This window comes from Chryseobacterium suipulveris (assembly GCF_022811685.1).
Lineage (GTDB): Bacteria > Bacteroidota > Bacteroidia > Flavobacteriales > Weeksellaceae > Kaistella > Kaistella suipulveris.
On the sequence record NZ_CP094532.1, the window covers coordinates 1,014,787 to 1,041,345 of the forward strand.

At 41.1% G+C, this 26,559-nt stretch carries 26 protein-coding genes; 17 read left to right on the plus strand and 9 right to left on the minus strand.

The genetic code is table 11. The annotated features are described in order from the left end of the window. The first annotated feature begins 37 nt into the window (after positions 1-37). A complete protein-coding gene (locus MTP09_RS04755; protein ID WP_243550866.1) occupies positions 38-1,048 on the plus strand; it encodes a prolyl-tRNA synthetase in 1,011 nt (336 codons plus the stop codon). A gap of 24 nt (positions 1,049-1,072) precedes the next feature. After that, positions 1,073-2,476 (plus strand): OmpP1/FadL family transporter, encoded by a 1,404-nt coding sequence (locus tag MTP09_RS04760; RefSeq protein ID WP_243550867.1) that lies wholly within the window; start codon positions 1,073-1,075, stop codon positions 2,474-2,476. Positions 2,477-2,626: 150 nt separating this feature from the next. Here MTP09_RS04760 and MTP09_RS04765 read toward each other — a convergent pair whose 3' ends face one another. Further along, positions 2,627-3,316: a ZIP family metal transporter gene (locus tag MTP09_RS04765; RefSeq protein WP_243550868.1), complete on the minus strand. Its 690-nt coding sequence runs from the start codon at positions 3,314-3,316 to the stop codon at positions 2,627-2,629. Further along, entirely contained in the window at positions 3,313-4,086 is a 774-nt protein-coding gene (locus tag MTP09_RS04770) for a class I SAM-dependent methyltransferase (protein ID WP_243550869.1), read from the minus strand. Before MTP09_RS04770 ends, MTP09_RS04765 begins: the two co-directional genes overlap by 4 nt. Before the next feature lie 95 nt (positions 4,087-4,181). Here MTP09_RS04770 and MTP09_RS04775 point away from each other — a divergent pair, with 95 nt between their 5' ends. From MTP09_RS04775 to prmA, 3 genes are all read left to right on the plus strand, one after another. Continuing rightward, entirely contained in the window at positions 4,182-5,345 is a 1,164-nt protein-coding gene (locus MTP09_RS04775) for a THUMP domain-containing class I SAM-dependent RNA methyltransferase (RefSeq protein WP_243550871.1), read from the plus strand. Positions 5,346-5,582: 237 nt separating this feature from the next. Then, positions 5,583-6,581, plus strand: coding sequence for a glycosyltransferase (locus MTP09_RS04780; RefSeq protein ID WP_243551594.1), 999 nt, complete (start codon positions 5,583-5,585; stop codon positions 6,579-6,581). A 205-nt stretch (positions 6,582-6,786) separates the two neighbouring features. Then, positions 6,787-7,614, plus strand: a complete 828-nt coding sequence (gene prmA, locus MTP09_RS04785; protein WP_243550872.1) for a 50S ribosomal protein L11 methyltransferase — start codon at positions 6,787-6,789, stop codon at positions 7,612-7,614. Between the two features lie 131 nt (positions 7,615-7,745). On the opposite strand, the gene MTP09_RS04790 is transcribed toward prmA, so the two are convergent. Then, the gene (locus MTP09_RS04790) at positions 7,746-8,675 is read right to left on the minus strand and encodes a M23 family metallopeptidase (protein WP_243550873.1); all 930 of its coding nucleotides are present in this window, start codon (positions 8,673-8,675) and stop codon (positions 7,746-7,748) included. A gap of 364 nt (positions 8,676-9,039) precedes the next feature. On the opposite strand from MTP09_RS04790, the gene MTP09_RS04795 reads away from it, so the two are divergent. From MTP09_RS04795 to MTP09_RS04815, 5 genes are all read left to right on the plus strand, one after another. After that, positions 9,040-10,068 carry an NAD(P)H-dependent glycerol-3-phosphate dehydrogenase gene (locus MTP09_RS04795; protein WP_243550874.1) on the plus strand — a complete coding sequence of 343 codons (1,029 nt, stop codon included), beginning with the start codon at positions 9,040-9,042 and terminating at the stop codon, positions 10,066-10,068. After that, complete coding sequence (gene trhA, locus MTP09_RS04800) at positions 10,068-10,739, plus strand: PAQR family membrane homeostasis protein TrhA (protein WP_243550876.1); 672 nt, start codon at positions 10,068-10,070, stop codon at positions 10,737-10,739. Before MTP09_RS04795 ends, trhA begins: the two co-directional genes overlap by 1 nt. Positions 10,740-10,986: 247 nt before the next feature. Next, complete coding sequence (mqo, locus tag MTP09_RS04805; RefSeq protein WP_243550877.1) at positions 10,987-12,492, plus strand: malate dehydrogenase (quinone); 1,506 nt, start codon at positions 10,987-10,989, stop codon at positions 12,490-12,492. A gap of 27 nt (positions 12,493-12,519) precedes the next feature. Continuing rightward, complete coding sequence (locus MTP09_RS04810; protein WP_243550878.1) at positions 12,520-12,909, plus strand: hypothetical protein; 390 nt, start codon at positions 12,520-12,522, stop codon at positions 12,907-12,909. 34 nt (positions 12,910-12,943) lie between these two features. After that, positions 12,944-13,558 carry a DUF1684 domain-containing protein gene (locus MTP09_RS04815; RefSeq protein ID WP_243550879.1) on the plus strand — a complete coding sequence of 205 codons (615 nt, stop codon included), beginning with the start codon at positions 12,944-12,946 and terminating at the stop codon, positions 13,556-13,558. Positions 13,559-13,574: 16 nt separating this feature from the next. On the opposite strand, the gene mtaB is transcribed toward MTP09_RS04815, so the two are convergent. The 3 genes from mtaB to MTP09_RS04830 all read right to left on the minus strand — a co-directional run bounded on the left by mtaB (position 13,575) and on the right by MTP09_RS04830 (position 16,315). Beyond that, positions 13,575-14,924 carry a tRNA (N(6)-L-threonylcarbamoyladenosine(37)-C(2))-methylthiotransferase MtaB gene (gene mtaB / locus MTP09_RS04820; protein ID WP_243550881.1) on the minus strand — a complete coding sequence of 450 codons (1,350 nt, stop codon included), beginning with the start codon at positions 14,922-14,924 and terminating at the stop codon, positions 13,575-13,577. 119 nt (positions 14,925-15,043) lie between these two features. Further along, positions 15,044-15,625, minus strand: coding sequence for a cysteine dioxygenase (locus MTP09_RS04825; protein ID WP_243550882.1), 582 nt, complete (start codon positions 15,623-15,625; stop codon positions 15,044-15,046). Between the two features lie 99 nt (positions 15,626-15,724). Then, complete coding sequence (locus tag MTP09_RS04830) at positions 15,725-16,315, minus strand: DUF1572 family protein (protein WP_243550883.1); 591 nt, start codon at positions 16,313-16,315, stop codon at positions 15,725-15,727. A 463-nt stretch (positions 16,316-16,778) separates the two neighbouring features. On the opposite strand from MTP09_RS04830, the gene MTP09_RS04835 reads away from it, so the two are divergent. Together MTP09_RS04835 and MTP09_RS04840 are read left to right on the plus strand one after the other, a co-directional pair. Further along, positions 16,779-17,657 (plus strand): L,D-transpeptidase, encoded by an 879-nt coding sequence (locus tag MTP09_RS04835; RefSeq protein WP_243550884.1) that lies wholly within the window; start codon positions 16,779-16,781, stop codon positions 17,655-17,657. A gap of 16 nt (positions 17,658-17,673) precedes the next feature. Beyond that, positions 17,674-17,847 (plus strand): hypothetical protein, encoded by a 174-nt coding sequence (locus MTP09_RS04840; RefSeq protein ID WP_243550886.1) that lies wholly within the window; start codon positions 17,674-17,676, stop codon positions 17,845-17,847. 104 nt (positions 17,848-17,951) lie between these two features. Here MTP09_RS04840 and MTP09_RS04845 read toward each other — a convergent pair whose 3' ends face one another. The 3 genes from MTP09_RS04845 to MTP09_RS04855 all read right to left on the minus strand — a co-directional run bounded on the left by MTP09_RS04845 (position 17,952) and on the right by MTP09_RS04855 (position 20,848). Continuing rightward, positions 17,952-18,425, minus strand: coding sequence for a hypothetical protein (locus MTP09_RS04845; RefSeq protein WP_243550888.1), 474 nt, complete (start codon positions 18,423-18,425; stop codon positions 17,952-17,954). Between the two features lie 43 nt (positions 18,426-18,468). Continuing rightward, a complete protein-coding gene (locus tag MTP09_RS04850; protein ID WP_243550889.1) occupies positions 18,469-19,806 on the minus strand; it encodes an aspartyl protease family protein in 1,338 nt (445 codons plus the stop codon). 229 nt (positions 19,807-20,035) lie between these two features. Beyond that, complete coding sequence (locus tag MTP09_RS04855; RefSeq protein WP_243550890.1) at positions 20,036-20,848, minus strand: glycoside hydrolase family 28 protein; 813 nt, start codon at positions 20,846-20,848, stop codon at positions 20,036-20,038. A gap of 57 nt (positions 20,849-20,905) precedes the next feature. On the opposite strand from MTP09_RS04855, the gene MTP09_RS04860 reads away from it, so the two are divergent. From MTP09_RS04860 to MTP09_RS04880, 5 genes are read left to right on the plus strand one after another with little or no spacing between them, the layout of a single operon-like run. Next, the gene (locus tag MTP09_RS04860; RefSeq protein ID WP_243550891.1) at positions 20,906-21,535 is read left to right on the plus strand and encodes an alpha/beta hydrolase; all 630 of its coding nucleotides are present in this window, start codon (positions 20,906-20,908) and stop codon (positions 21,533-21,535) included. After that, positions 21,522-22,499, plus strand: coding sequence for a DUF4861 family protein (locus MTP09_RS04865; protein ID WP_243550892.1), 978 nt, complete (start codon positions 21,522-21,524; stop codon positions 22,497-22,499). The genes MTP09_RS04860 and MTP09_RS04865 overlap by 14 nt, the downstream gene beginning before the upstream one ends. 6 nt (positions 22,500-22,505) lie before the next feature. Continuing rightward, complete coding sequence (locus MTP09_RS04870; RefSeq protein ID WP_243550893.1) at positions 22,506-23,711, plus strand: glycoside hydrolase family 88/105 protein; 1,206 nt, start codon at positions 22,506-22,508, stop codon at positions 23,709-23,711. Between the two features lie 12 nt (positions 23,712-23,723). Continuing rightward, positions 23,724-25,691, plus strand: a complete 1,968-nt coding sequence (pelA, locus tag MTP09_RS04875) for a pectate lyase (protein WP_243550894.1) — start codon at positions 23,724-23,726, stop codon at positions 25,689-25,691. Further along, entirely contained in the window at positions 25,678-26,433 is a 756-nt protein-coding gene (locus MTP09_RS04880; RefSeq protein WP_243550896.1) for a rhamnogalacturonan acetylesterase, read from the plus strand. Before pelA ends, MTP09_RS04880 begins: the two co-directional genes overlap by 14 nt. The last annotated feature ends 126 nt before the right edge of the window (positions 26,434-26,559 follow it).

The following is a 26,559-nucleotide window of genomic DNA, read 5'->3' on the forward strand; positions in this document are numbered from 1 at the left end:
TGCAAATATAATTCAAATTAAAACTTTTCACCTTATCATGAAAAAAATTACCTATAAAAATTTGGTCGGATTGCTTACTTCAAAAGCAGTGTTGGCAGTTGCCGGAGGGTTTTTGCTGACTTCCTGTGTGATCCAGACTGGAGGATATTCTGAAACTGATGGTGTTTACTACGATCCAAACCGCGATACTTTACCGGTAGGTGCAGTGATGGACTCAGGAAACCGTGTCGGCGATTATTACGATTATCAGGCAAATGATAACCAGAATAAATACTTGAACTCTGACAACAGAAACCAGAAATGGCAGGATGCACAGAACTCAGATTGGGGAACTTTCTCGGGAACAGAAACCTACTATACTGATAACTGGGGTTATTATCCTTACGGATATTACTCTGGTTTCGGCATGAGCTTCGGTTGGGGTTCACCTTGGAGTTTTGGCGGATACTATAGTCCATGGGGATTCGGATATAATCCTTGGTACGGTTACTACAGCCCTTGGTATGGTTATTACGGTCCATGGTACGGATACTACAACCCTTGGTACGGACATTATAATCCTTATTACGGATACTACAATCCTTACTATGGAAACTACGGATACGGATATGGCTACAACAGCTACAACGGTGGCTTCGGTTACAAGAGAAGCGGTGCGGATGGAAGACTAACAACTCCAACAAGAAATTCCAGCTCTTCCGGATTTAGAAATATCAATAACAATGATTCCGGATTCAGAAATTCTTCATCGAATTCTGGATTTAGAAATACGTCTCCAAATGCGAACCCAAATAATCAGAGCCAGCCACGGTTCAGAAATTATCCGCAGCAGAGTGCGCCAACTCAGAACAATACTCCAAGATATCAGCAACCAACAAGGTCTTATGATAACGGTGGATTCCGTTCCGGAAGTGACGGCGGTTTCAGATCAGGAAGTTCCTCTTCTTCTTCTTCTGGAGGATTCAGATCAGGTGGTTCAGGCGGTGGTTTTAACAGCGGTTCATCCGGAACAAGATCTTCCGGCGGTGGCGGTGGTTTTAGAAGATAATTTTTATAACAGTATATTCAGAAAATGATTAAAAAGTCTTTATTGCTCGTAGGAATTACGGCAGCTTTTTACCTCAACGCACAGGATGTTTCAACAATCAGAAATACAGTGGAGGTTTATTCCAACAGTTTTGTGATCGGGACATCAAAATACGATGCGATGGTTGGCTCTACAGGAGCTTTGGGTGGTGATTTCAACAGTTTAAATGTGAACCCGGCAGGAATCGGGGTAAGTATCGCAAACGAATTATCGGCAACACTTGCTGTGGAAAGCAACAAGAATACTACCGCTTTCGGAGGAAAAAGCATCGATTCCAAAATCAACAAAACCAACCTGAACAATGTGGGCGGAATCATGGCTTTCCAGATCGATGGTTCTACACCTTGGAAGTTTGTGAACATCGCCGTAAACTATTCCAGCAAATCAATCGAGGATTATACGGAAACTCCCGGAAATGCTAATCTGGTTTACCCGATTTACGATCAGGATGGTGCATTGATTACCGATCTCGCGTTTGCGGGTCATGCCTATAACCGATACGGAAACCAGTCGAAAATGAGCGTCGGAGTTGGAGCGAACTATAACAACAATCTTTATTTCGGGGCAGGTCTGAACTTTCATAACGTGGTTTTGGATCAGTACGATTCGGTGGCTTTTAACTCAAGCGCCGACAATGCTCGCGAAGTAGGAGACAAGCAATACACGCCGTTCTCTGAAGCTTCCAGTGGTTTTTCCGCATCAGTCGGAGTTATTGGTAAGGTTAATCCGCACTTCAGATTAGGAGCAGCATTGGAAACTCCTACTTGGTGGAGAATCGAGCGGCTCTATACCGAATATGAAAACCCAACCGACGGAACCTACAGAGAAGACAGAGATCTTACTTCACCGATGAAGGCAACTTTAAGTGCAGCGTACGTTGCTAATAAGAACTTTGCCATCAACGTCGATTATTCCCTTGGTTTGACAAAACCAAAATATAAAGTGTACGGTGACGCTGAAACAGAATTGAATAAGTTCTTTACCGATAATTACAAATCAATGTCTGAGGTAAAAGTAGGTGCAGAATACCGTATCAACGCGCTCCGATTGAGAGGTGGTTACGGTTTCGCATCGAATCCGTTCAACTCGATGTCGATCGCTACAATTTCAGATAATGGAGTAGTTGGGAACAGCAATTTCAGCAATTTGTTTGTGGCTAAAAGAAACACTATTGGAGCCGGAATTGGATATGATTTCAAAGCATTCTTCATTGATGCGGCTTACCAGAATGTGAGTTCCGAATACAGCTCTCCATTCATCCAAGGTTCTGCGGCAAATAATTCGGGCTACTTTACCAACCATTACATTATTGAATCCAACGAGTCATTGGTATCAAATGTAAAGAACAAGCGAGATAATTTCTTTATTACACTCGGCTGGAAATTCTAGTCGGAATTAAGTGAAATAATGATGGGAGACTCCAAAGCAATTTGGAGTCTTTTTTTGTTTGAGTCGTTGGAAATTTTCCTCCCTTTAGGGACGGCGTCAAGAAAATTTCCATGACCATATTTTCTCTTTACCCAAAAAAATCGCGAGCTTTTAATGATGATGAAAAAGATGTCCAGCCATCGCGAGTAGGATTCCCAGAACAACCAGTCCAACTTTCTTCCAGTCGATATTGTGGTTGTTGCTGCCCTCGAAAATGATGACCGACGAAATATGCAGGAAAATTCCGCCCACCAACGCGAGGAAATATACTTCCAAGTCCGGATTAAAGTATTTACCCAAAAGAAGACCGAGCGGCGAAGCGAAGGCAAAAACAGAAATAATAAGCCAAGAAGCTGTAGAAAATTTTCCCTTCTGAACAAGAAACGCACCCAAAATAAACGAAATCGGCAGATTGTGGAAAAGGATTCCCGAAAGATACGGACTCAAAACTTGCTCATTTGCCAACGGAATCCCTTCCAGAAAAGCGTGGATAAACATCCCGATCATCAAAGCTACTGGAAGAATATTTTTGCCTTCGCTGTGGTGGTGGAAATGACCGTGTTCAAACCCTTTCGTTAGATTTTCCAAAAGCATTTGCAGCAAAACCCCCGCAATCACCCAAATCCCGATATTGTGGTCTTTGGAATCGTAAACCTGTGGGAAAACTTCATTTAAACAAATCGTGATTAAGAATCCCGCACTCAGAATTAGCAGATTTTTAGCGAGCGCAGAACGGTTTCCGAAATATTTCCCGAGGAAAACTCCCGCCAAAACACTTAAAACCAGTAACAGAATAATCATTGTCGAAGTTTTTTATTAATCCCGTTTTCTGTTTCCCTTTTTTTGAAGACATTGATGCACCTTGGTGAACTTTCAAGCTCAAATTTTCCGAGAAGATAGTCGCCATATATTTTCACCCGCTCGAAACCGTTTTCCACAGCGTATTTTTCGATGTCCTCTAAAGTGTGGAGCTTCACTTTTTCAAAGAAATGAAAATCCTTTCCCTTGTCTTTGAAGTTAATGTCTTTAATAATATGCTGGTTCTCAATCCTTTTTTTGATATGGAAAACAATTCCTTCTTTTTCCACGGTATCTGCTTCCACCAAAGTATTTTTCACCCATTTCTCGTTCAGAAAATCCAGCACGAAATATCCACAATCCTTCAAAACGTGGTTCACCGACTGGAACACTTTCTGGTCATCGCGGTCATTTTCGAAATACCCGAAACTGGTGAAAAGGTTGAAAACGCCATCTACCTTTTCTTTGGAAACATTTGGTAAAATCTCGTTCCGCATATCGTGAACTTCAAATTTCAGGGTAGGATTTTCAAACTGTTTGTTGTGGAAAATACTTTCCTTCGACAAGTCAAGTCCCAAAACCTTGTAGCCGAGCTTGTTCAGAAAAACCGAATGTCTTCCTTTTCCGCACGCCAAATCGATAATTGTTGATTGTTGGGGGATTTCTAAATCTTTAACCAAAAGCGAAATAAAATTTTCTGCCTCCGCGAAATCCCTGTTTTTGTAGAGAATGTGATAGTAAGGTGTATCAAACCAAGTTTCGAACCACGCCATAGTGCAAAAATAATTAAATTTGTCGATTAATTGCTTTCCGAAGTGTGCAATCGGTTACCGAATTTTGCTAAAAATCGAAAGCAGCAATCAAATACATGGATACAGAAAACTTACAGATACAGATCAAAACCTTCTTCGGACTGGAAGAGGTTTTGGCGGAAGAAATCAAAAAACTCGGCGGCAAAAAAGTGGAGGTGAAGAACCGTGCCGTGAACTGCGAAGGAGATTTGGGCTTCCTTTACAAAATCAACTATTCGGCGCGAACTGCGCTGAAAATCATAATTCCCCTACTCACCTTCAAAGCTTGGGACGAAAACCGTTTCTACGACAAACTCTTCGATTTTCCGTGGGAGAAGTATATGAGTGTGGATCAAACTTTCGCGATCGACGCAACCGTGTATTCCGAAAGGTTCAAACATTCACAGTTTATGGCGTTGAAAATGAAGGATGCGATCGTGGATTCTTTTAAATTCAGACATCGAAAAAGACCCGACGTCGATCCTAAAAACCCCGACATTAAATTCCACCTCCATATCGACCGAGAACTGGTGACGATTTCGCTCGATTCTTCGGGTGATCCTTTATTCAAAAGAGGTTACAGAAAAGAGCAGGGTGAAGCGCCCATTAACGAAGTGCTTGCTTCGGGAATGCTGCAACTCGCCGGTTGGGACGGAAAGGGAAATTTTCTGGATCCAATGTGCGGTTCGGGAACGCTTTTGATCGAAGCCGCGATGATTGCGATGGATTTGCCTGCGCAGATTTTCAGGAAGAAGTTCGCCTTTCAAAACTGGAAGAATTACGATGAGGAACTTTTCCAGAAAATCAAGGAATTCCGAATCAACCGTGTTAAGGAATTCACGGGGAAAATTCTCGGTTACGATATCGACCAAAAAATGCTGAACGCCGCAAAAGCCAATATAGAAGCGGCGGAAATGGAAGACGTGATCGAAATCAGAAAACAGGATTTCTTCGAATCCGAAAAAGAGCTTTTCCCGTTGATGATGGTGTTTAATCCACCTTATGACGAGCGAATCGAAATCAATGACGAGGAATTTTACAGAAAAATCGGTGACACCTTCAAGCAGCACTATCCGAATACTTTGGCGTGGTTCATCACTTCCGATCTCGAAGCGGTGAAGAAAATCGGTTTGCGCCCATCAAGAAAAATCAAGCTCTTCAACGGAAAACTCGAGTGCAGATTCATGCAGTATGAAATGTACGAGGGAACTAAGAAGGTGCATAAGTTGGAACAGAAGTAATTTAGTAATTGGGAAATGTGCTAACTTGAAAATGAAACAATGTAGCAATGTAACAATGTAACAATGTAACAATGTCAACTGCTGCCTAATTTTTTGTTACTTTTGAAAGTTGAATGAATAAGATTATCTTGAAATTGGTTTCCACAGACAGAAAATTAGCACATTTCCAAATTTCCATATTACCAAATTGATAGATTGCTACATTGGTAAATTGGTAAATTGTTACATTATAAAACCGTGAACTCCATCTCCCTCATCATCGCCATCTACAACCGCCGAGGCGAACTTTTCGAGCTCCTCAATTCGCTTTCCCATCAAACGGATAACGATTTCGAAGTGATCATTGTGGATGATGGTTCGCAGATCGATCTTCGGCACACCATCGAACTTTTCCAGGAAACACTCGACATCCAGTTTTTTAGGAAGGACAATTCGGGACCAGGTTTGTCGAGGAACTATGGCGCAAGAAGGGCAAAAAACAACTGGCTCGTCTTCGTGGATTCCGATGTGATTGTGGAAAAAGACTATATCGAAAACATCAAGAAAAATATTGCCGAAATTCCGTGCGACGCATTCGGCGGTGCAGACAAGGCGCATCGTGGTTTTAACCTCATGCAGAAGGCGATTTCCTATTCGATGACCTCCGTTTTCACAACTGGCGGAATCCGCGGAAGCAAAAAAGCCGTCACCAAATTCCAGCCGCGAAGTTTCAATATGGGCGTTAAAAAATCTGCATTCGAAAAAGTCGGCGGCTTCTCCGAAATGCGCATCGGTGAAGATCCCGATCTTTCGATGACGCTCTGGGAAAACGGTTTCACCACTGCTTTTTTCGACAATATCGGGGTTTATCACAAACGCCGTGTCGATTTCGGAAAGTTCTCCAAACAGGTTTACCAGTTCGGTTGCGCACGACCCATTCTCAACCAGCGCCACCCGAAATATGTGAAGATTTCGTTTGCATTTCCGTCGCTGTTCCTCACCGGGTACATTCTCGGGTTCATCGAATATTTCGCGTTCCAGCGCGGCTTCATCATGGCGATGTACGGTTTGTACACGTTCCTGGTCTTCTTCCACTCGCTCTACAAAACCCGCAACATCAGCATCGCTGCAATGGCGGTGATCTCCACCTACATCCAGATGTTCTCCTACGGTTACGGTTTCCTGAAATCTTGGTTCCTCCTCAATATTTTGCGGATGAAACCTGAGGAGGCGTTTCCGCACCATTTTCACAAGTGATTTTTTGGGCGACTTTTCCGCCTTCCACTCCCGCTTTTTTGTTGCACTGCGTTCCACAAAAAGAGCTCCGTTCAAGTCGGGTCGCGGTTTTCGTCACCATTTGAACGATTCTTCTAAATACAATCAGATTTTCTTAAGTAAATAATTTTCGCTTCTGTGAAACCCGCGAGAATAACAAAATCCGTACTTTTGCAAAAATTTTCCGATGAACAACTATCTTGAATTCAACTTCAAAATTTCCCCGCTCCATCCCTGGAACGAAATCCTTATGGCAGAACTTATCGAAATCGGTTTCGACAGTTTTACCGAGGAACACGACGGAATTTTGGCGTATATCCAGAAAGACCTGTTCAATGAAGAAGATCTGAAGGAAGTTTCAACGCTGAACAACAACGAGGTTACAACTTCCTACACCTTCCAGGAAATGCCCAATATCAACTGGAACGAGGAATGGGAGAAAAACTTTTCGCCGATCAATGTGGAAGACAAAGTTTGGATCCGTGCCGAGTTCCATGAAAACCAGAATCTTCCCCACGAAATCATCATCCAGCCGAAAATGTCTTTCGGAACGGGACATCACGCCACAACTTATCTGATGATTCAGCAGATGCTCGATATGGATTTTCAGAACAAAACAGTTCTCGATATGGGATGCGGAACTTCCGTGCTTGCAATTTTTGCCAAACAGAAAGGTGCAGGAAAAACTGTAGCCATCGACATCGACGAATGGTCGGTGGAAAATTCCAGAGAAAACGCCGAAAGAAATGGAGTAGAACTTGAGATTTCGCAGGGAACCGCCGAGAATTTGGGCGGTGAAAACTTCGACATTATTTTGGCCAACATCAATAGAAATATTCTGATTTCGGATATTCCAACTTATGTTTCGGTTTTGAACAAGGGAGGGCAATTGCTGCTTTCGGGACTCTGCTTCTTCGATGTGGACGATGTCCTCGAAGTGTGCAACCAACAAAATTTAACCCTGAAAAAGAAACTCCAGAAAGAGGAATGGGTTTCCTTGCTGTTGGAAAAATAATCTTCGGTTTGCCGAAGAGAATTGCATTAATTTTATACCTAAATCTTATAAATTGTGGGTTTTTCACCAAGAAAAAACCTTCCCTGTTTCCAAGAAAGGTCTTCACTATTAAATAATCAAAACTTGTTCTTTTAAAGATTCAAGAAAAGCTTTGGATTCACTGGAGTGTTGTTCTTGTGGACTTCATAGTGCAAATGCGGTCCTGTTGAACGTCCGGAATTTCCGGATTTTGCGATCACGTCGTTTACTTTTACCACATCGTTTTCCTTAACCAAAAGCTGCGAAAGATGACCGTAAAGTGTAGCCAGTCCGTTGCCGTGGGAAACGATGACGCAGTTTCCGTAACCTCCTTTCTGGCCGGCAAAAATCACTGTTCCGGTTGCGGCGCAGCGAACATCACTTCCATATGGAACTGCGAAATCCAAACCTTTGTGAAACTGGATTTGGTCTGCTTCTGCTGCCGGATTGTTAACTTCTGGTTTTGCGGTATTTGCCAAAGAAGCTGTAGGGTTTACCAACGTGCGCTTCACCACATTTCCTAAGCTGTCTTTTTCTTCAATATATTGTGGTTCAGCTTTAACTTCGTTTTTCGGAGTTTGTACAGAGGCAAGTAAAATATTTCTTACAGGAATGGGGTTGATTCTTTTGCCGAAGTTCGACGAAATGTATCCATTAGTAGGAATTCCGAGAGGAACCTGTTGCAGTTTGTTCTGAAGGTCTACAAGATATTGGCTGTATCGGTTGCTTTGTTTTGCAAGATAAACCGCATTTGCCAAACTGTCCTGAGCAAGCATTTCAATTTTGCCGTCGCTGATGTTTTTCGCTGCAAGAAAGGAGTGGAGCTGTCTTACCGTATTGTCAACCAAGTTGAGGTTGTTCTTCATTTCCAGGTAGTCGATGCTGTCTTTTTGCGTATTGATCTTCACCAGATTCACTTCGTAATTCTTGTAATCTCTTTCCGCGTAAAGCTTTCCTATGAAAAGCGCCTGTCCGAAAATCACGAGAAGCAAAATTCCCAAAAGCAGACCGACATTCTTTTTTGAACTCAGGTAATTTCTCATTGAAAATTAGATTAATAGTTTTGAGCTTGCAAATTTAAAAATTTATTTTAATATGTTTTTTTGTTTAAGTTTAATTCGGTTGCTTTTTCTGTGGAATAATGAGTTAAAGTTTTGCCAAATTTCTTAAATTCGCAATGGTGTACATTTACTACTTTTGATTAATTTTCTAAATAAACCTAAATTTGATGACCCCGTCTCTAAAAGGAGCAAATTTTGGTTTATTTAGAAGGGAATTTTCCTCCCTTTAGGGTAGGGGTTAAAGAAATTCCCGATTACATATTATTCAAATGAATTTACACAGACTTTTATTCGTATAGCTTTAATATCTTTGTTGAATTACTTAAAATAAAACCACTCCATCATAATGGCTAAAAAGAAGTCGTCTTCGTCCAAATCTGTAAAAAATGAAACCAGTGTAGGTGTAGTAGGAAGCGGAAGTTTTGCTACTGCAATTGTGAAAATGCTGGTCGAAAACTGCAGAACGGTTCACTGGTGCGTGAGGAACGAATTTGTAAAAGGCGCCATCGAATTGCGTGGTCACAACCCAACCTATCTTACTTCGGTGAGTTTTACGCCAAGATCCATCAAAGTTACTACAGACATCAACGAACTCGTTTCGGAATGTGAAGTTATTGTTTTGGCAACACCTTCGATTTATCTTTCTGATGCGGTGGAAAAAATGACCTGCAACTATGAAAACAAAATCTTTATTTCTGCAATTAAGGGAATTGTTCCAAAAGTAAACGATGTGGTGGCACATTACCTTCGAGACGAATTTAAAATAGGTTTCCGCAATCAGGCGGTGATCGCGGGTCCTTGTCACGCAGAAGAAGTTGCGATGGAGCGACTTTCTTATCTTACGATTGCCACCGTGGAAGATGAGGTTTCCGAGAAACTCAACGCATTGTTTTCGTCAAGCTTTATCAATGTACATTCCAGTAAAGATATTTTAGGCAACGAATACAGCGCGATCCTTAAAAATATATATGCAATCGGGGCGGGAATCGCAAGCGGACTTGGTTATGGAGACAACTTTACGGCAGTCTTTGTTTCAAATGCGATCAGAGAGATGGAAGTTTTCCTTGAAGCCATTTACGAAGCGCCGCGAGATGTAAACGAAAGTGCCTATCTCGGCGACTTGCTGGTTACTGCATATTCTCTGTTTTCCAGAAACAGAAATTTGGGGAACCTGATCGGGAAAGGATATACCGTAAAATCTGCAATCCAGTCGATGAATATGATTGCTGAAGGTTATTACGCAGCCGATTCCATCTACAAAACTTCCAAGGAAAAGAAGTTGAACACCCCGATTATCGACACGATCTACGGAATTCTTTACGAAGAAAAAAACGCCGAAAAGCAGTTTAAGAAACTCACCGCAAAACTGAACTGATGTCTGAAAACCACCATCAATACAAGATTCACACTTATCCAGAACTCGAGGAGAAAATCAATGTTCTTACTCATTTGATCGGGTTGGTCTTAAGTATTGTGGGATTGGTGTTACTTGTTTTAAAGGCGATTGATCTGGGAAGTATCTGGACGCTCATCAGTTTTCCTGTTTTTGGGTTAAGCATGATTGTGCTTTATTTGGCTTCAACACTTTACCACCATTCAAAAAATCCCAAAATCCGATATCGGCTCAATATTTTCGATCACGCTTCGATTTATGTTTTGATTGCAGGAAGTTACACGCCATTTGTTTTGGTCACCCTCAATGGAACTGAAGGTTGGGCAATTTTCTCCATTGTCTGGACGATTGCGCTTGTCGGGATCATATTCAAAATTTTCTTCACGGGAAGGTTCAATATTTTGTCCACGATTCTGTACGTTGCAATGGGTTGGTTGATTGTTTTCAATTTCAAATCTTTGGTGCAGAATCTTGATTTCAACGGATTGGTTTGGCTGATTTCGGGTGGAGTTGCCTATACTTTAGGCGCTATTCTTTTTTCGATTGATAAATTGAAGTTCAACCACGCCATCTTTCATATTTTTGTGTTGATGGGAACTTTCTGCCATTTCGTATCCGTATATTTCTACGTTACGCCATCGAATCTTATTTAAGTTCTCCCCTAAACTTTCTTAATTATTTTTTTGCAGGAAATTTTCCTCCCTTTAGGGTTGGGGTAAGAAAATTTCCGAAGTATTTTTTTGTATTAAATCTAAACACGATATTTGATTCTGAGGTAAAGAAAATTTTCAATATTAGATTTTTTTGGTCATCAGTTTAGTTTTCGATAACTCCAAAAATTCGTTTTCACCTTTGCCGTTCGTTAAATAATTCCGAAATTCGTGAATCAAATACTTACTTATGCCGGAAGCTCTCAGAAACAAAACCCCAAAACCCAAATACGACGTCGCACTGATCGGTGGTGGAATTATGAGTACAACTTTGGCGACATTGCTCCACGAGCTGGAACCAGGTTTGAAAGTCGTGATTTTTGAGCGGCTCGGAAGATTCGCGCAGGAAAGTTCCGCGGCTTGGAATAATGCAGGAACGGGTCATTCCGCGTTTTGTGAACTCAATTATACTCCGGAAGACGACGATGGAAATATCAGCATTTCAAAAGCGGAGAAAATCGCGGAACAGTTTGAGATTTCCAAGCAGTTCTGGTCTTATCTGGTTTCTAAAAATATCATTGATCATCCTAAAGAATTCATCAACAACTGTCCGCACATGAGTTTGGTTTTTGGTCAGAATGAAGTTGCTTTCTTGCAAAAACGCCATCAGGAAATGATCAAGTCGGTACTTTTTCACGGAATGGAGTTTTCAGCTGATCATGACCAACTAAGGGAATGGATTCCTTTGATAATGAGCAAAAGAAAAGAAACCGAAGTTCTTGCCGCAACCAAAATGGATTTGGGGACAGATGTGAATTTTGGAACATTAACAAGGAAAATGGGGAGATTTCTTTCGGAAGATTCGAATGTTGAAATTTTCCTCTACCACGAAGTAAAAGACATCGATTTGCGTGAAGACGGAAAATGGGCGATCGATGTTAAAGACCGACTCCACAATCACCGACAGGAAGTGGTTGCAGATTTTGTGTTTATCGGAGCAGGAGGTTATGCGTTGCCGCTTTTGGAAAGTTCCGACATTCCTGAAAGTGAAGGTTACGGAGGTTTCCCTGTTTCTGGCGAATGGCTCGTTTCGCATAATCCAGACCTTATCGAAAAACACCACGCAAAAGTTTATACACAGGCAACAGTTGATGCACCACCAATGAGCGTTCCCCATTTGGACTTAAGAATTATCGACGGTAAGAGAGCGCTGCTTTTCGGGCCGTTTGCAGGATTTTCGACCAAGTTCTTGAAGGAAGGAAGTTACCTGGATTTGCCAGAAAGTATCAATTTCAAAAATATCCGTTCGCTGTTTGGCGCGTGGTGGCATAATTTACCTTTAACGCAATATCTTGTGCGACAGGTTGCGATGACTAAAATGCAGCGAATCCAGCATTTAAGGGAATTCATTAAAGATGCCCGCGATGAAGATTGGGAAATGAGAGTTGCGGGACAACGCGTACAAATCATTAAAAAAGATGAGGAAGAAGGTGGCAAACTCGAGTTTGGAACGGAGGTCGTGGTTAATGAAAACGGAACCATCGCCTCGCTTCTCGGTGCTTCTCCAGGTGCATCAACCGCAGCGTATGCGATGATTCAGGTTTTAGAAAAATGTTTTCCTGACAAAATCAAAAATGAGTGGAGGGAAAAGCTCTTGGAAATCATCCCCAGTTATGGCCAGAAACTTTCTGAAAATCCTGAACTTACCCGCAAAATAAGGGAATATGCAAAAGAGAAACTTCAACTAGACCATTAAAAATCTAATTAAGAAAACGACAGTCTCGTGGAAACATTAACCAAACCCGAAATCGTCACCGAAGTTCTGGAATCTCTGCAAACCAAAATCCAGGAGGAGCGACAGGTTATTGTACATTGCTGTCTGCCTGCAACTTATCAGTTAGGAAATATGATTCGGGTTTGGCAATCTACATTCTTGATCGACAATGCCTTGAATCACAGAAGTCCGCTCATCCATCACGAAAATATTTCATTATTTCCCGAGTGGACTTTAGTTCCGCCTACGAAGGATTTTTGGTTTACGCTTGTTTTTGCTGGACTTCCGAAAGACTGCAAGATATTTGATTTAAAGGAGGTCATTCCCGAAGAAGGTGGATTTTTTGTGAAGAATATCAAAAGAAATGCAACCGATATTTACCGAGTTATGATTGACTGATACTAATTAAGAATGAAGAATTAATAATGAACAAATGAAAAAAATCGCAATACTTTTCCTACTTTTTTCAGTTTTGGGATTCTCGCAATCGACGAAAAAACAGGTTTCTGAAATTAAGAAATTTCAAAGAGAGCTGAACAAGGAATACCTCAACAAAAATGAAACTCCGCTTCGTGGCGAGAACTTTACCAATTTCAAAAAGCATCCTTTCTTTCCCATCGATTTAAAATACAGGGTAAAGGCGAAATTTACACGAACAGAAGACGCGATCCCTTTTGAAATCCCGACTTCTTCAGGCAAAACAAAACCGTATGTAGAATATGGCAAAGCAACTTTTAAACTTGAAGGAAAAGAGCTGACTTTGACCATCTATCAAAGTTTGGATTTGGTGTCGCAAAAAGTTTACGAGGATTACCTCTTTCTCCCATTTCGTGATGAAACCAACGGAAAAGAAACTTACGGCGGCGGAAAATATATGGATTTGCGGATCCCAAAATCCGATGAGATTATTCTTGATTTCAACCGTTCTTACCAACCGTTCTGCGCGTATAATGCTTATGATTACAGCTGTCCGATTGTGCCAGATGAAAATCATTTACCAATTCGGATTGAGGCGGGAGTAAAGTACGAGGATGTTTATCACCATTAATGGGCTAAAGATGATCTCAAACCTTCGCCAAAAACTCATCAAAAGCAGGAACTACTGAAACAGTACCGTCGCTCTCGATTTTAGAGAGCTGCATTGATTCGATTTTGTTGATGGAATCCGCATCGAAAGGTTTTTGCACGCGAACGTAATTCTCTGTAAATCCAAACATTAAACCATTCTTGTTTTCGTGTTCCCAAAGTACGGGAAGTGTTTTGCCAAGTTGCGTTTGGTAAAAAGCGACCTTTTTCTTTTCCGAAAGAATTCTGAGCATTTTGTTTCTCTTCTTTCTTTCCGCAATCGGTACCGCTCCATCCATTTTGGCGGCTTCGGTGTTTTCTCTTTCAGAATAAGTGAATACGTGCAGGTAAGAAATCGGCAGATTGTTGAGATAATGGTAGGTTTCGAGAAATTTCTCCTGCGTTTCTCCTGGGAATCCCACTATCACATCGACACCGATACAAGCATTCGGCATTACTTCACGAATCTTCGCAATTCGGTCGGAGTATAGTTTTGTTTGGTAACGACGTTTCATTTTTCCTAAAAGTTCGTCGCTTCCGCTTTGTAATGGAATATGGAAATGGGGAACGAAACTGCGGGACTTGGAAACCAGCTCAATACTTTCGTCCTTCAAAAGGTTGGGTTCAATGGAGGAAATTCGGATTCGGTCGATTCCTTCCACTTTGTCGAGTTCGGTGATCAAATCCAGAAAAGTATGCTCGTGTTTTTTGTTTCCGAATTCGCCTTTTCCGTAATCGCCGATATTCACGCCTGTCAAAACAATTTCTCTGATGCCTTTTGCCGCGATTTCCTTCGCGTTTTTCACCACATTTCCGATGGTGTCGGATCGGGAAATTCCTCTCGCCAATGGAATGGTGCAGTAAGTACATTTGTAATCGCAACCATCCTGAACTTTAAGGAAAGCTCTGGTTCTGTCGCCGATCGAGTAGCTCCCTATAAAGAAATCGGCATCGTCAATTTCGCACGAGTGCACGATTCCGCTGGACTGTGATTTTTTCAGGTCGTCAAGATAATTCAGGATATTAAATTTCTCGGTAGCTCCCAAAACCATATCAACTCCGTCGATGGAGGCGATTTCCTCGGGTTTCAGTTGGGCATAACAGCCGATGATGATCACCAAACCGTCGGGATTGGCTTTCAGAGCTCGTTTTACGTGAAGTTTACATTCCTTGTCTGCTGCTTCGGTTACGGAGCAGGTATTGATGATGTAAACGTCGGCTTTATCTTCAAAACTTACTTTTTCGTATCCAGCATCAGTCAATTGTCTTGCAATGGTCGAGGTTTCTGCAAAGTTCAGTTTACAGCCAAGTGTGTGAAAAGCAGCGGTTTTTGTTTCTGAATGTTCCATAATTTCTGTCGGCAAAATTACGTAATTTTTAAAGACCAACTTTTAGCTACCCAAAAAACCACAACCGAAGTTGTGGCCTTATTGAAAAAATTTAATTTGATATGTTAAGAAACTATATCCTAAACGTAGGTAACTTCCCGATAGCAATTCTCTGGAAGATTCCACGAACACGATGTTGCCTGATCCGAAAGTACAGCGGTTCTACGGTTTTCGGTATCGAAAATCGTTGTTCCTTCCAGATTCAGTTTGTCGGTTCTGTAGATATGCAGACTTGCTGAAACTGAGTCCGAATTGTTGATAATTGAATGAATCCCGCCAAGTTCTTCGGAAAAAATATCGTCTTCATTGGCGAAAGTTCGCGCGTCGTACTCGATGAAGTTGGAATTTTTCCTGTAGCTCACTTCAGTCAAACTGCCTTTTAGAATTTTTATTTTTCCATCGTAATTGCCGTGGTCGTGAATCGCCGAACAATTGTCGACTCCCCAAAGCATAATGAATGCTACAGTTTCTCCGTTGTAGATGGGGATTCGCTGATAAGTTGAATTTTCCACTTTAGTTTGTGAAAGCGGAAAAACTTTGTTGAAATCGTTATAATCAAAAGTGAAGAGTAGATCACAAATCTCCTCAAAACTAAGGGGCTTCTTGTGCTTCAGGTCGTCTAAAACCTGCCGTAAATTCTGGAGTCCAGCTGAAACTTTCATGATGAGCAATTTGGTTGTACAAATTTACTCATGACCTGTTTAAAGCTTGGCTGCAAGTGGTTGATTTATATCAATATTGATAAATATCAGTTGGCAAAATCAGTCTTTGAACTCGGAACGTACCTCTTCACTTTTCGCGAAACAGACTGGTGAAGCGTTTTCCTGAATTTCATCTGCGCTTTGGTTTTTCAGCATTTCAAGATTGTATTCTGCGGATTTATTTCGAGCGATGGAAAGCGTTTTCCATTCGTCGTTTTTCATCATTTTGGCAAGATAGATGATCTGACCAATATGGTACGGATAATGGGCGAGTTGACGCAAAACCGCATCCAAAACAGAATGTTTCTCCCCGCGAATGGTAATTTCGGTTTGCCACAAATCTTCATTGATTTGGTTTAAAGCGTCAAAAAGAACGCGCCATCCTTTTTCCCAAATTTCCAGCATTTCAGTTTTTGAATGAATATCGTTTTCAAATTCCGAGTCGCGGTTTCTCCATGACTTTTCGCCGTCCTCGGTCAGAAAGTTGGTCCATCTCGAAATCATATTACCAGAAACGTGCTTTACGATAGTCGCAACGGAATTGCTTTCAGGATTGTACTGCCACAGAACTTGTTCGTCGGTTAACTGAACAAAAGTTTTGTCGCCCAGTTCTTTATAATATTTAAAACGCTTTTCGAATAATTCTTTCATAATCTCTGCTTTTTCGATTTTCCTATTCGTGATTAAAATTACAAAATTTTGGATAGTTAAAACTTTTTAAGGTCTCAAAATAAAACTCAATTTGATTACCCCGATCCTAAAGGGAGCAAATTTATTTTGAAGGAAATTTTCCTCTCTTTAGTTCCAATAATTATCGGAATGGGGGTAAAGGATTTTTCCGATATCGTATTTTCTCAAATAACTTTAACAAGCTTTACTTTAGGTTTAAAGAAAATATGATATCAAACGGTCAATGTGTAAATTGCTACATTGTTCCATTGCTACATTGTTACATTGTTACATTGAATTCCCCTTGGTATCATTATTGTTAAGATCATTTCACAAGAAATAAACTACGATGGTTACGAGATTCTGCAAACCCTTAATAATACATTTGCTACTTGCAGCTTTTTTTATTTTCACTTTGGTTCAGTGTAAAAAAGATAAAGTTGTCGTGACGGATGACACCGCTCAAAAAAAAACCGACTCTATCGCAAAAGCAAAAAAGGATTCGATCACGCTGGATTCCATCAACAAGGCAAAAATCAATTATTCTGCATTCATTTTCCCTACAAAAAAGAAAGATTCCGCTATGGCAGTTTTCAATAAGCAGTTTTCGGAGGAGGAACGATACACGATTTTGGCACTCAACCGACTCGATTCCAAAAATAAATGGAGAGCCGATACTTTAGCGATTCCCGATAAAATCGATAAAAGTTTAATGTCGTACACGCCGTTTCCCACTCATCTGGATATTTTAAAGGATGTGAAAAAAATTGTTTTCTTTTCGTACCCGATTCAGGCATACTCACTGTATGAAAACGGAAAACTCGTGAAATGGGGACCGACAAGTATGGGCAAAAAATCTGCGCAGACGAAACGTGGGTTAATGTTTGCCAACTGGAAAAAGGAACTCGCAATTTCGACTGTTGACAGTGAATGGAAATTGCCTTACAACGTCAATGTACACAATACTTTGGGAATCGGATGGCACCAGTACGACCTCCCTGGTTTTCCTGCATCACATTCTTGTTTAAGATTGTTGATGGACGATGCGAAAGAACTTTACGGTTGGGTCGATACTTGGGTTCTGAACAAAGGCGGTGCAACGGTAAAAGTGAACGGAACTCCCGTAATCGTCTTCGGCGACTACAATTGGGGTGGCAAAAAACCGTGGAAAAAACTGATCGAAGATTCCGCGGCGGATAATATTTCGGTGGAGGAAATGAATTCCATCATCCAGCCAAATCTTTCAAAAATCTTGGAGGAGCAGAAGAAAAGGGATGAGTATTTAACGACGGTTCCAGTTTCTAAAGAAAAGGAGTCGGCTTAAAATTCTTTTGCCACAAATGCAAGAATTAAACTTTGCCAAAGTTCAGAACTTTGGCAAAGTTGTTTTAGGAAATCGCAAAGATTCCCATTTTTCTATTCATAATTTTAGTAAGCAAAGTTTGCGGATAAATCCACTGATTAAGCGACCGCTTCATCAATCCGCCTATGGCGGAAAAACTTTGCATCCTTAAAGCAAGTCAGTTTTTTGATTAAACTTTGCGGTATTGTCATTGCGAGGAACAGCCTGTCCTGAGCAAAGTCGAAGGAAAGCAATCGCCACAAATGCACGAATATCTTAATTACTCTCAAACCGTTTAATCGACTCCTCCGCAAACTCGCGAAGCTGCTGCATCTCTTTTCTTGCCTTTCGCTGTCCGATGAGCGAGGTGAGATAGGTGAGGAGCATCAAAGCTAACATCGCAAACGAAAGCGGAAGTGCCCACGGAAAATCGCTGCTATTGATCTGTCTTTCTACAAACCAGATGGTAATGAAGACCATCCAAAAAATCCCGAAAATAAAATATAGGAACATAAAGAAAGTCCACACCGCCGAACTCGGCCCGAAAATTCCGCGGATTACGGTCTTGTTTTCTTCGCGATCGGTTTCGGTACGCAAACTCAGGTTGGGTTTCCAGTAGTCACTTCTATCGTTTTTTACAGTGATAATGGCAACTTCACTGTTGATGTTTCCCGAAAAATTCGTTGATTTTTCCTGCAAGAATTTTTTCAAAAACAGCGTGTAGTCTTCTCTGCTGACTTCGGTGAGCATTTTGAACCGCGGTCTGGAACGGACTTGGTCTAAAACAGTTTCCTCAATTTGCATCGCTGTACGGGATTGGATCTTTTAAAATTACGGTGTGGTTGGATTCCTCGCCGTTTCGCTCGATTCTGAAATTCAGTCGGGTTCCTTCCTGGCTTTTCAGCAGATCGTTGATGCGCTGCAAGGTGAAATTTCCGATCGCTTTTTTATTAATGGAGATAATTCGGTCTCCCTTCCTGATTCCCGCCTCGAAGCATGGTGAATCTTTTCTACATCCGGAAACGGTATATTGGGGTTTCAAAACAAAATTGTATCGGAATCCTTCGTTGGCACTGTAAATATTGGTTCCCTCCGAAGCAATTTCCATCCTCTTTTTCGTTTCAATTTTTACAAGGTCTTTTTCCCACGACATTCCGTCGTGCATGATGTCGAGACCGCTGCTGTTGAAAAGGAAAGGATCATTAAAGCTCCTGTTTTTTCTCAAGAAAATTTTCTTCTCGGGATAATTGAAGATGACGGTAAACCTCCGCAAAATATCACTTCCGATAGATCCTTTTCGGTTGGGAGCCAAATTCAGATGTTGGATGGAGTATTCATCTGGCATCGCTGTCAAAGGTTTTACAAAGGAGAAGTTCCCGATGTACAATCCGTGAATTCTGCTGCGCTTTCCAAAAATATCGCCATTAAAACCCTGTCCCAAATAATCATCAATATTCGGTCGGTTGTATTCAAAATCCTTGATCAGTTTCGGAAAAAGCCAAATCGCGTCACTGTTTCCCGAATCCACCAAAAGTTTCGAGGGAACTCTTTGGTTTGTCATTTCCACGTCGGCGATGATGTAAGGTTTGTTTCCTTCAATGGTAATGGGGAATTCTTCGAACCTGCGGATTTGTCGTTCGTAACGTTTGCTTTCATTAAAAACCGTAATCTTTTTTGATTCAAAGTCAATCATGATCGGATGGTCTTTAAAAAAATGGTAACCAATAATCCCGTTCACAGGAATCCCGACGTGCGAAGAAAAGTTGATGCCTTCATCCAAAATAACGTAAACTGTGTGGTTTTGGTCTCTGAAGTCTTTACCAATACTGATCGTGTTTTTCTCTGATTTCAAACCTTCAATATCCAAACTTTCACCCATTCCTGAGAATTTGATTTTCTCCACATTGTTAAAGTTCACCTCCTTATTTTCCAAACTGAAGAGGATGGTCTCGCTAACTCCCGAATCGAGCAGGAAGGTAAGTTCGGTCCCGTTGATGTTGACGGGGATGAAGATGAGGTTATTGATCAGCTGAAACGGAATCACCGTTTTCTTGGGATTCGAAATCTGAAATCCATCCTGACTTCGGGCAATCACGAAGAACAGCAGGAATATGGTTTTCAGGAATTTCATTGAATGAAGATACGGAAATTTTCAGAAATATTGATCCGACTTTTCATTTCACCATTTCAAACAAGCTATTTGATCCAAATAATAAAAATTACAAAGTCATAAAGGAATACAGACTAAATATTGTATTTAAGCAGAATTCTTTTGTGAGTTTGTGGTTAGAATCTTAAGCGCTTTACATATTCCTGATCAGAAAAATCCTCCTTTCTAAAATTCAAAAATCGCAGGAAATCTATTTCACAACTTTTCCGTTATATATCACATTCTCCGCATTTTTGAGTTTAAACAGATTTCCTTCCGAATTGATTTGGGTATTTTTCATCATAATGTTTTTAGCATTTTCTGCGAGAAATCCTCTGTTTGCGGTGAGCTTCACATTTTCAAAAAACAGATCGTGGATCGGCGAGTTTGCAAGTCCACTGAGATCGACGGCGGTTTCTGCATTGGTACAGACAATGTTTTTGAAATAAAAATTGAAATACTCGGGAATTTTTTCACCTTTCACATTGTTGTCGGGAGTTCGGCCCACTTGTCGGTTTTCATAGGTGGAGGAGAGCGAAATCGCTTCATTGACGATATTCCGCATTGTTAGATTTTCAATGTAAATATTAGAAACTTTTCCGCCAATTCCCTCATTGCTTTTCACGCGAACGCCAATGTCGGTTCCATCGAAAGTGCAGTCGGTTACAAAAATATTATTCATCCCACCATCAGTGTTTGAACCGATCGAAAATCCTCCGTGTGCGTTAAATACAGTGTTTTTTGCGATAATGATGTTTTCGAGCTGTACGGAATCATCATCCTTTTTGCTGCTGCTTTTCATGCAGATTCCGTCGTCGCCCACATCTACTGTACAATTGTAAACCAGCACATTTCTGGAACCGCTGATGTCGATTCCGTCAGTATTTTGTCCCCATTTCGGATTCAGAACTTTTAGGTTGTTGAGGATCACACCGTTTGACTGCGAAATGTACACCGTAAGTTTAGGCGAGTTCTGCACTGTGATGCCGTGCATCTGCAAGTTTTTACAATTAATGAGGTTCATCAGATAAGGTCTTTGGAAATCCCTTGTTTTTACGGTTGGAGATCGGGTTCGAAAGAAATGATGACTTCCATCGCGAGAAAGCTTTCGCAAAACGGTTATCACTGTTTCGCTGTGGAATATCGACTTTCTGGTGAAGCAAAATATCCTGCAGCAATTGAGGATGTGAAAGATGCAATACTTTTCATTAAGAAAAATTCGAAGAAATATAAAGTTGACGCTCAAAAGATCGCGGTTTTGGGAACTTCTTCTGGCGGACAAATTTCGGCATTAATCGGCAGTAAATATCCAGAGTTGGTCAGCGCTGTAGTTGATATTGACGGGATTCTAGCATTTCATCATCCGCTTTCCAAGGAAGGAGCGAGCGCTGCAAATTGGTTAGGCGGGACTTTCGAACAAATTCCCGAAATTTGGAACGACGCATCACCATTAACTCACGCAAACAATATTTCTGTTCCGTATCTTTTTATCAACAGTCAATTCGACAGGTTTCACGCAGGTCGTGATGAGGTGATTGAAAAAATGAACAGAAATCGTATTCCAACCGAAGTCCACCAAATCGGAAATTCGCCACACACGTTCTGGATGTTTGAACCGTGGTTTCAACCTACGATGGATTTTGTCCTTGAATTTTTAAAACATAATTCGAAACCAACAACATTTAAACAAAATAAAAATGAAAATAAGTAAAACTCTTTTTGCAGTGGGCTCACTTGCTTTGGTAATGAGCTGCAGTACTGTGAAGACTTCCTCGATTAAAAGTAAAAACGGGAAAACCTACGCTGAAATCTCTCAGAAAGAAGGTGGTTCCTGGAATGGAAGAAAATATTCTGGCGGAAATTTTAAAAATGTTCAAACACTTGTGCTAAACCCGCTTCATACCGATCATTCCTTTGATATCCGGTACGAAGGTCCAGGTTGGGAAAGCAACAAAATCGGTTATCGACTTTATCTTGACTGGAGAAACGCCATCGACATCTATGGTAAGAAAACGGAAGAAATTGTCTTGCCAAATGTCGGACAAGATGGATTCGATTCTTACCACGAAATGAGCGATTGGGGGGCAGATATTTTGAAAGTAGGTAAAGGTTTGGGAATCGGCGCCATCGGAAGAGTGGTAAACGGTGAGATGCTCCACTTTAACGATGTTGAAAAAACAACCGCTTCGGTAGAAAATAACAAAGCCAATTCAAAAGTAACGGTCGATTACAAAGGTTGGAAAACAAACGGGCAAAGCACGGATTTTACTTCCGAACTCACAATTTTTCCCGATGAAAGATATACACAACATACGGTCAAAAGCAGTAACGCGCTGGACGGAATTGTAACGGGAATTGTCAACCTCTACAAACTACCTTTAATCCAAAGAACGGTTCCCAACGGAAAGTGGGGCTATATCGCGACTTACGGCAAACAAACTCTTTTCGACGATAATTTGGGAATGGCGGTGTTCTACAAAATTTCCGACACCGAGGAAATCTACAAAGGAAAAGACGATTACCTGATCAGATTCAAACCAACTACCGAGAAAGTGACTTTCTATTTTCTTGGAGCGTGGGAAAAAGAACCCAACGGAATTAAGACAGAGAAGGAATTCCTGAAATACCTCAACCAAAATCTCTCAAAGCTCAATGCTGGTAACGTATTAAAATAAAAATTTATGAAGATCAACATTAATAAAGTATTTCTTATTCTCGGTTTAATGATTTTGGCGGGATGTCAATCAGTTACAAAAACTGCGGGTAATTACTCGGAAATTCCAGCAACAAAAAAATGGTCAGAAAGAATGGCGCTGACTTTAATGAAGAAATATCCGCAAGCTTATATGATCGATGACAAGGCCGAACCAAAATGGGATTATGTGCATGGTTTGAACATGATTGCTTTTGAGGAACTTTATGCGAAAACCAAAAACCAGCAGTACATCGATTATGTGAAAGGTTATGCAGATTCAACGATCGACAGCGAAGGCAAGATTCCGAGCTATAAGTTCGAGAACTACAATATCGATATGATTATCGCGGGTCACCATCTTTTTGATCTTTACGCAAAAACCAAAGATGCTAAATATTTGACGGCTCTGAAAACGCTTCGACTTCAATTAGAAAAGCAACCGCGAACTTCCGAAGGCGGTTTCTGGCACAAGAAAATTTATCCCAATCAGATGTGGCTCGATGGACTTTATATGGGTTCGCCTTTTTACGCACGTTACAACACGACTTTCGAAAAAGGTGACAAACTCGACGATGTTGCGCACCAGTTCGAACTGATTCAAAAGCATTTGCTCGACAAGAAAACAGGACTCCTTTATCACGGTTGGGACGAATCCCGAAAAATGGCTTGGTCCAATCCGCAAACGGGGACTTCACCAAATTTCTGGTCACGTTCGCTCGGTTGGTATGCGATGGCGTTGGTTGACGTCCTCGATTATTTTCCAGCCAATCATCCAAAAAGAGCCGAACTGATTTCGTATCTCAACAGTCTTTCTGCAGCATTGGTTAAATATCAGGACAAGTCTGGATTATGGTATCAGGTAACAGATCAGGGAAGTCGAGACGGCAATTATCTGGAAGCATCGGGTTCTGCAATGTTTGCGTATGCCTTTGCAAAAGGGGCGAACAAAGGATATTTGCCAAAAGAATATAAAACGATTGCCAACAAAGCTTTTGACGGTTTGGTGAATGATTTGGTGAAAGTTTCTCCTGAAGGTTACGTAACTTTAACCAATGTTTGCGCCGTTGCAGGTTTAGGCGGAAATCCTTTCAGAGACGGTTCTTTCGAATATTATGTTAATGAAAAAATGAAGGACAACGATCCGAAAGGAACTGGGCCGTTTATTTTGGCGGCACTTCAACTCGACCGATAAATTTTAAAAAAGATGTCTCGAATTTCATTTTCTCTGCTGTGTTTTCTGTTGTTTTTCCAATTCGGGAATTCACAGATTCACGATAAAACGTGGCATCGAATTGCGTTGTCGAAAGACGTCGATTTTCTGAAATCTGCCGAAGCAAGAAGAATTGCAGAAAATGTACTGCTGCACCAGAAAAACAACGGCGGTTGGGAAAAAAATGTGGCGATGCACAAAACACTTTCGCCCGAAGAAATTCAGAAACTCATCGCGACCAAAAACAATTTCACGGTAACCACGATCGATAACGATGCGACTTCGCAGGAAATGAGATTTCTCGCGTCGGTATATCAGTTTCAGCCAGAGAAAAAATTCAGCGATGCATTTTTGAAAGGGGTGGATTATCTGCTCAAAGCGCAGTACGAGAACGGAGGTTGGCCGCAATTTTATCCCATTCAAAACAATTACAGTTCGCACATTACTTTTAATGACGATGCGATGGCGAATGTGCTTTTTTTGTTTCAGGAATTGCTTGAAAGGAGAAAAGATTATCCCATAAAGATTCCCGCTGAAACGTTATCAAAAATCGAGAGTTCTTTTAATAAAGGAATTGATGCGATCCTCAAAACGCAGTATCGGCAAAACGGAAAACTTACGGTTTGGTGCACTCAACACGACGAATTTTCTTTGTTTCCCGCAAAAGCGAGAGCGTATGAACTTCCGTCTTTGAGCGGTAAAGAATCAGCAACTTTGGTTTTGCTTCTGATGTCGCTGAAAAATCCGTCGAAAGAAGTAATCCGTTCCGTGGAAAGTGCGGTAAACTGGTTTAAAGTCAATAAAATTACGGGGTTCAGAGAAATCAGGATTAATGGTGACAAACAGTTGGTGAAAGATGAAAATGCAAATCCAATTTGGGCGCGCTTCAGCGATTTGGAAACCAATCAACCCTTTGTAAGCGACCGCGACGGAATCAGGAAAAAGTCCTACGACGAAATCGGTGCCGAACGCAGAAACGGTTATGCGTGGTTTATAGAAGATCCCGCAGAAGTCCTTCGCCAGTACGAAAGCTGGAAAAAGCTAAATGTGAAAATCATCCCAGACAAGAATTACTATACCATTTCCAAAGACGGAAGCGGAGATTTCGATAACATCCAGGAAGCGATCGACCACTGCAAATCTTTTCCTGATCAGAGAATAACGTTGTTTGTGAAAAATGGAATTTACAAGGAGAAAGTGAGCATCCATCAGTGGAACACCAATCTTAAAATTTTGGGTGAAAGCAAGGAACGTACGATCATCAGTTTTAATGACTATTTCGAGAAAATTGACCGCGGCAGAAACAGCACTTTCTTTACCCCGACTTTTTCCGTAGAAGCCAATGACACCGTTCTCGAAAATCTTACCATCGAAAATTCGGCAGGAGATGTTGGACAAGCGATTGCTTTAAGTGTTGTTGCAAACCGCGTCGCAGTCATTAACTGTAAGCTTTTGGGAAATCAGGATACACTCTATTTGGGAAATGAGGGAAAGGTTTTCATTAAAAACACCTATATCGAAGGAACCACCGATTTTATCTTTGGCGGAGCAACTGCTTTTTTCGAAAACTGCGAGATTCATAGCAAGAAAAATTCATTTATCACCGCTCCGTCAACACCGAAAGGAACTGAATTCGGTTTTGTTTTTCATGGTTGCAAACTCACCGCAGATGATGGAGTTACCGAAGTTTTTCTCGGTCGACCCTGGAGAAATTTTGCGCAGTCGGTTTTCATTAATTCTGGATTAGGAAGCCATATTTCGCCGAAAGGTTGGGACAACTGGAATAAGAAGGATGCTGAAAAGACAGTCTTTTTTGCCGAATACGGAAACCACGGAAAAGGTGCGGTTTTAGATTCGAGGGTTAATTACGCCAAACAACTTTCCAAAAAGGAATCCCGGAAATTTGCCAAAGAAAATATTCTGAAAGATCCACTTCAAAAAAAATGGTATGAAAATTTATAAACTAATTTTTCTGTTATCGTTGTTAATGGTAAGTTGCGCCGCTTCCAACAATTCAGGGAAGAAAGTGACGGTCCACACGATCGGAGATTCAACGATGGCGATTAAACCTGATCCCGACAAAAATCCCGAAAGAGGATGGGTGCAGGTTTTGCCGCAGTTTTTCAGTGATGAGGTACAGATTTTTAACCACGCTGTGAACGGTAGAAGCACGAAAAGTTTTCGCGAACTCGGTCATTGGAAACCAGTTCTGGAATCTTTGAAAAAAGGTGATTATCTCTTTATTCAGTTCGGACATAATGATGCGAAAGACACTGATCCGACAAGATACACCAATCCGCAAACTTCTTACCGACACAACCTGATTCGCTACATCGACGAGGCGCGTTCGAAAGGTGCGGTTCCGATTTTGTTTTCGTCGATCGCACGAAGGAAGTTCAATAAAGAAGGCGTTCTTCTTGATTCCCACGGAAATTATACGTTGGTTGCGCGACTTGTCGCCCAGGAAAAAAACGTTCCTTTCTTCGATATGCAATACCGCACTGAAAACCTCGAAATGGAATATGGAGTAGAGGGTTCCAAAAAACTACATCTTCATTTCCAGCCAGGTGAAAACGCTTTCTTTCCTGAAGGAAAAACCGACGATACCCATCTTTCTGTTTTAGGGGCAACCGAAATTTCGAAACTTTTTGTTGAGGAATTGAAAAAGCAAAATCATCCGCTGGCGAAATTTCTTAAGAATTAATGGTGTTTGGAAACAGGAATTGAAAGTAGTTCGGACCATTTTTGAAAAAAAGATTTCATTCGGTCAGTGTTGAGTTATTCCACTTTCTAAATGAAATGCCTTTGCACTCTTCTAAGAGGTTATTAA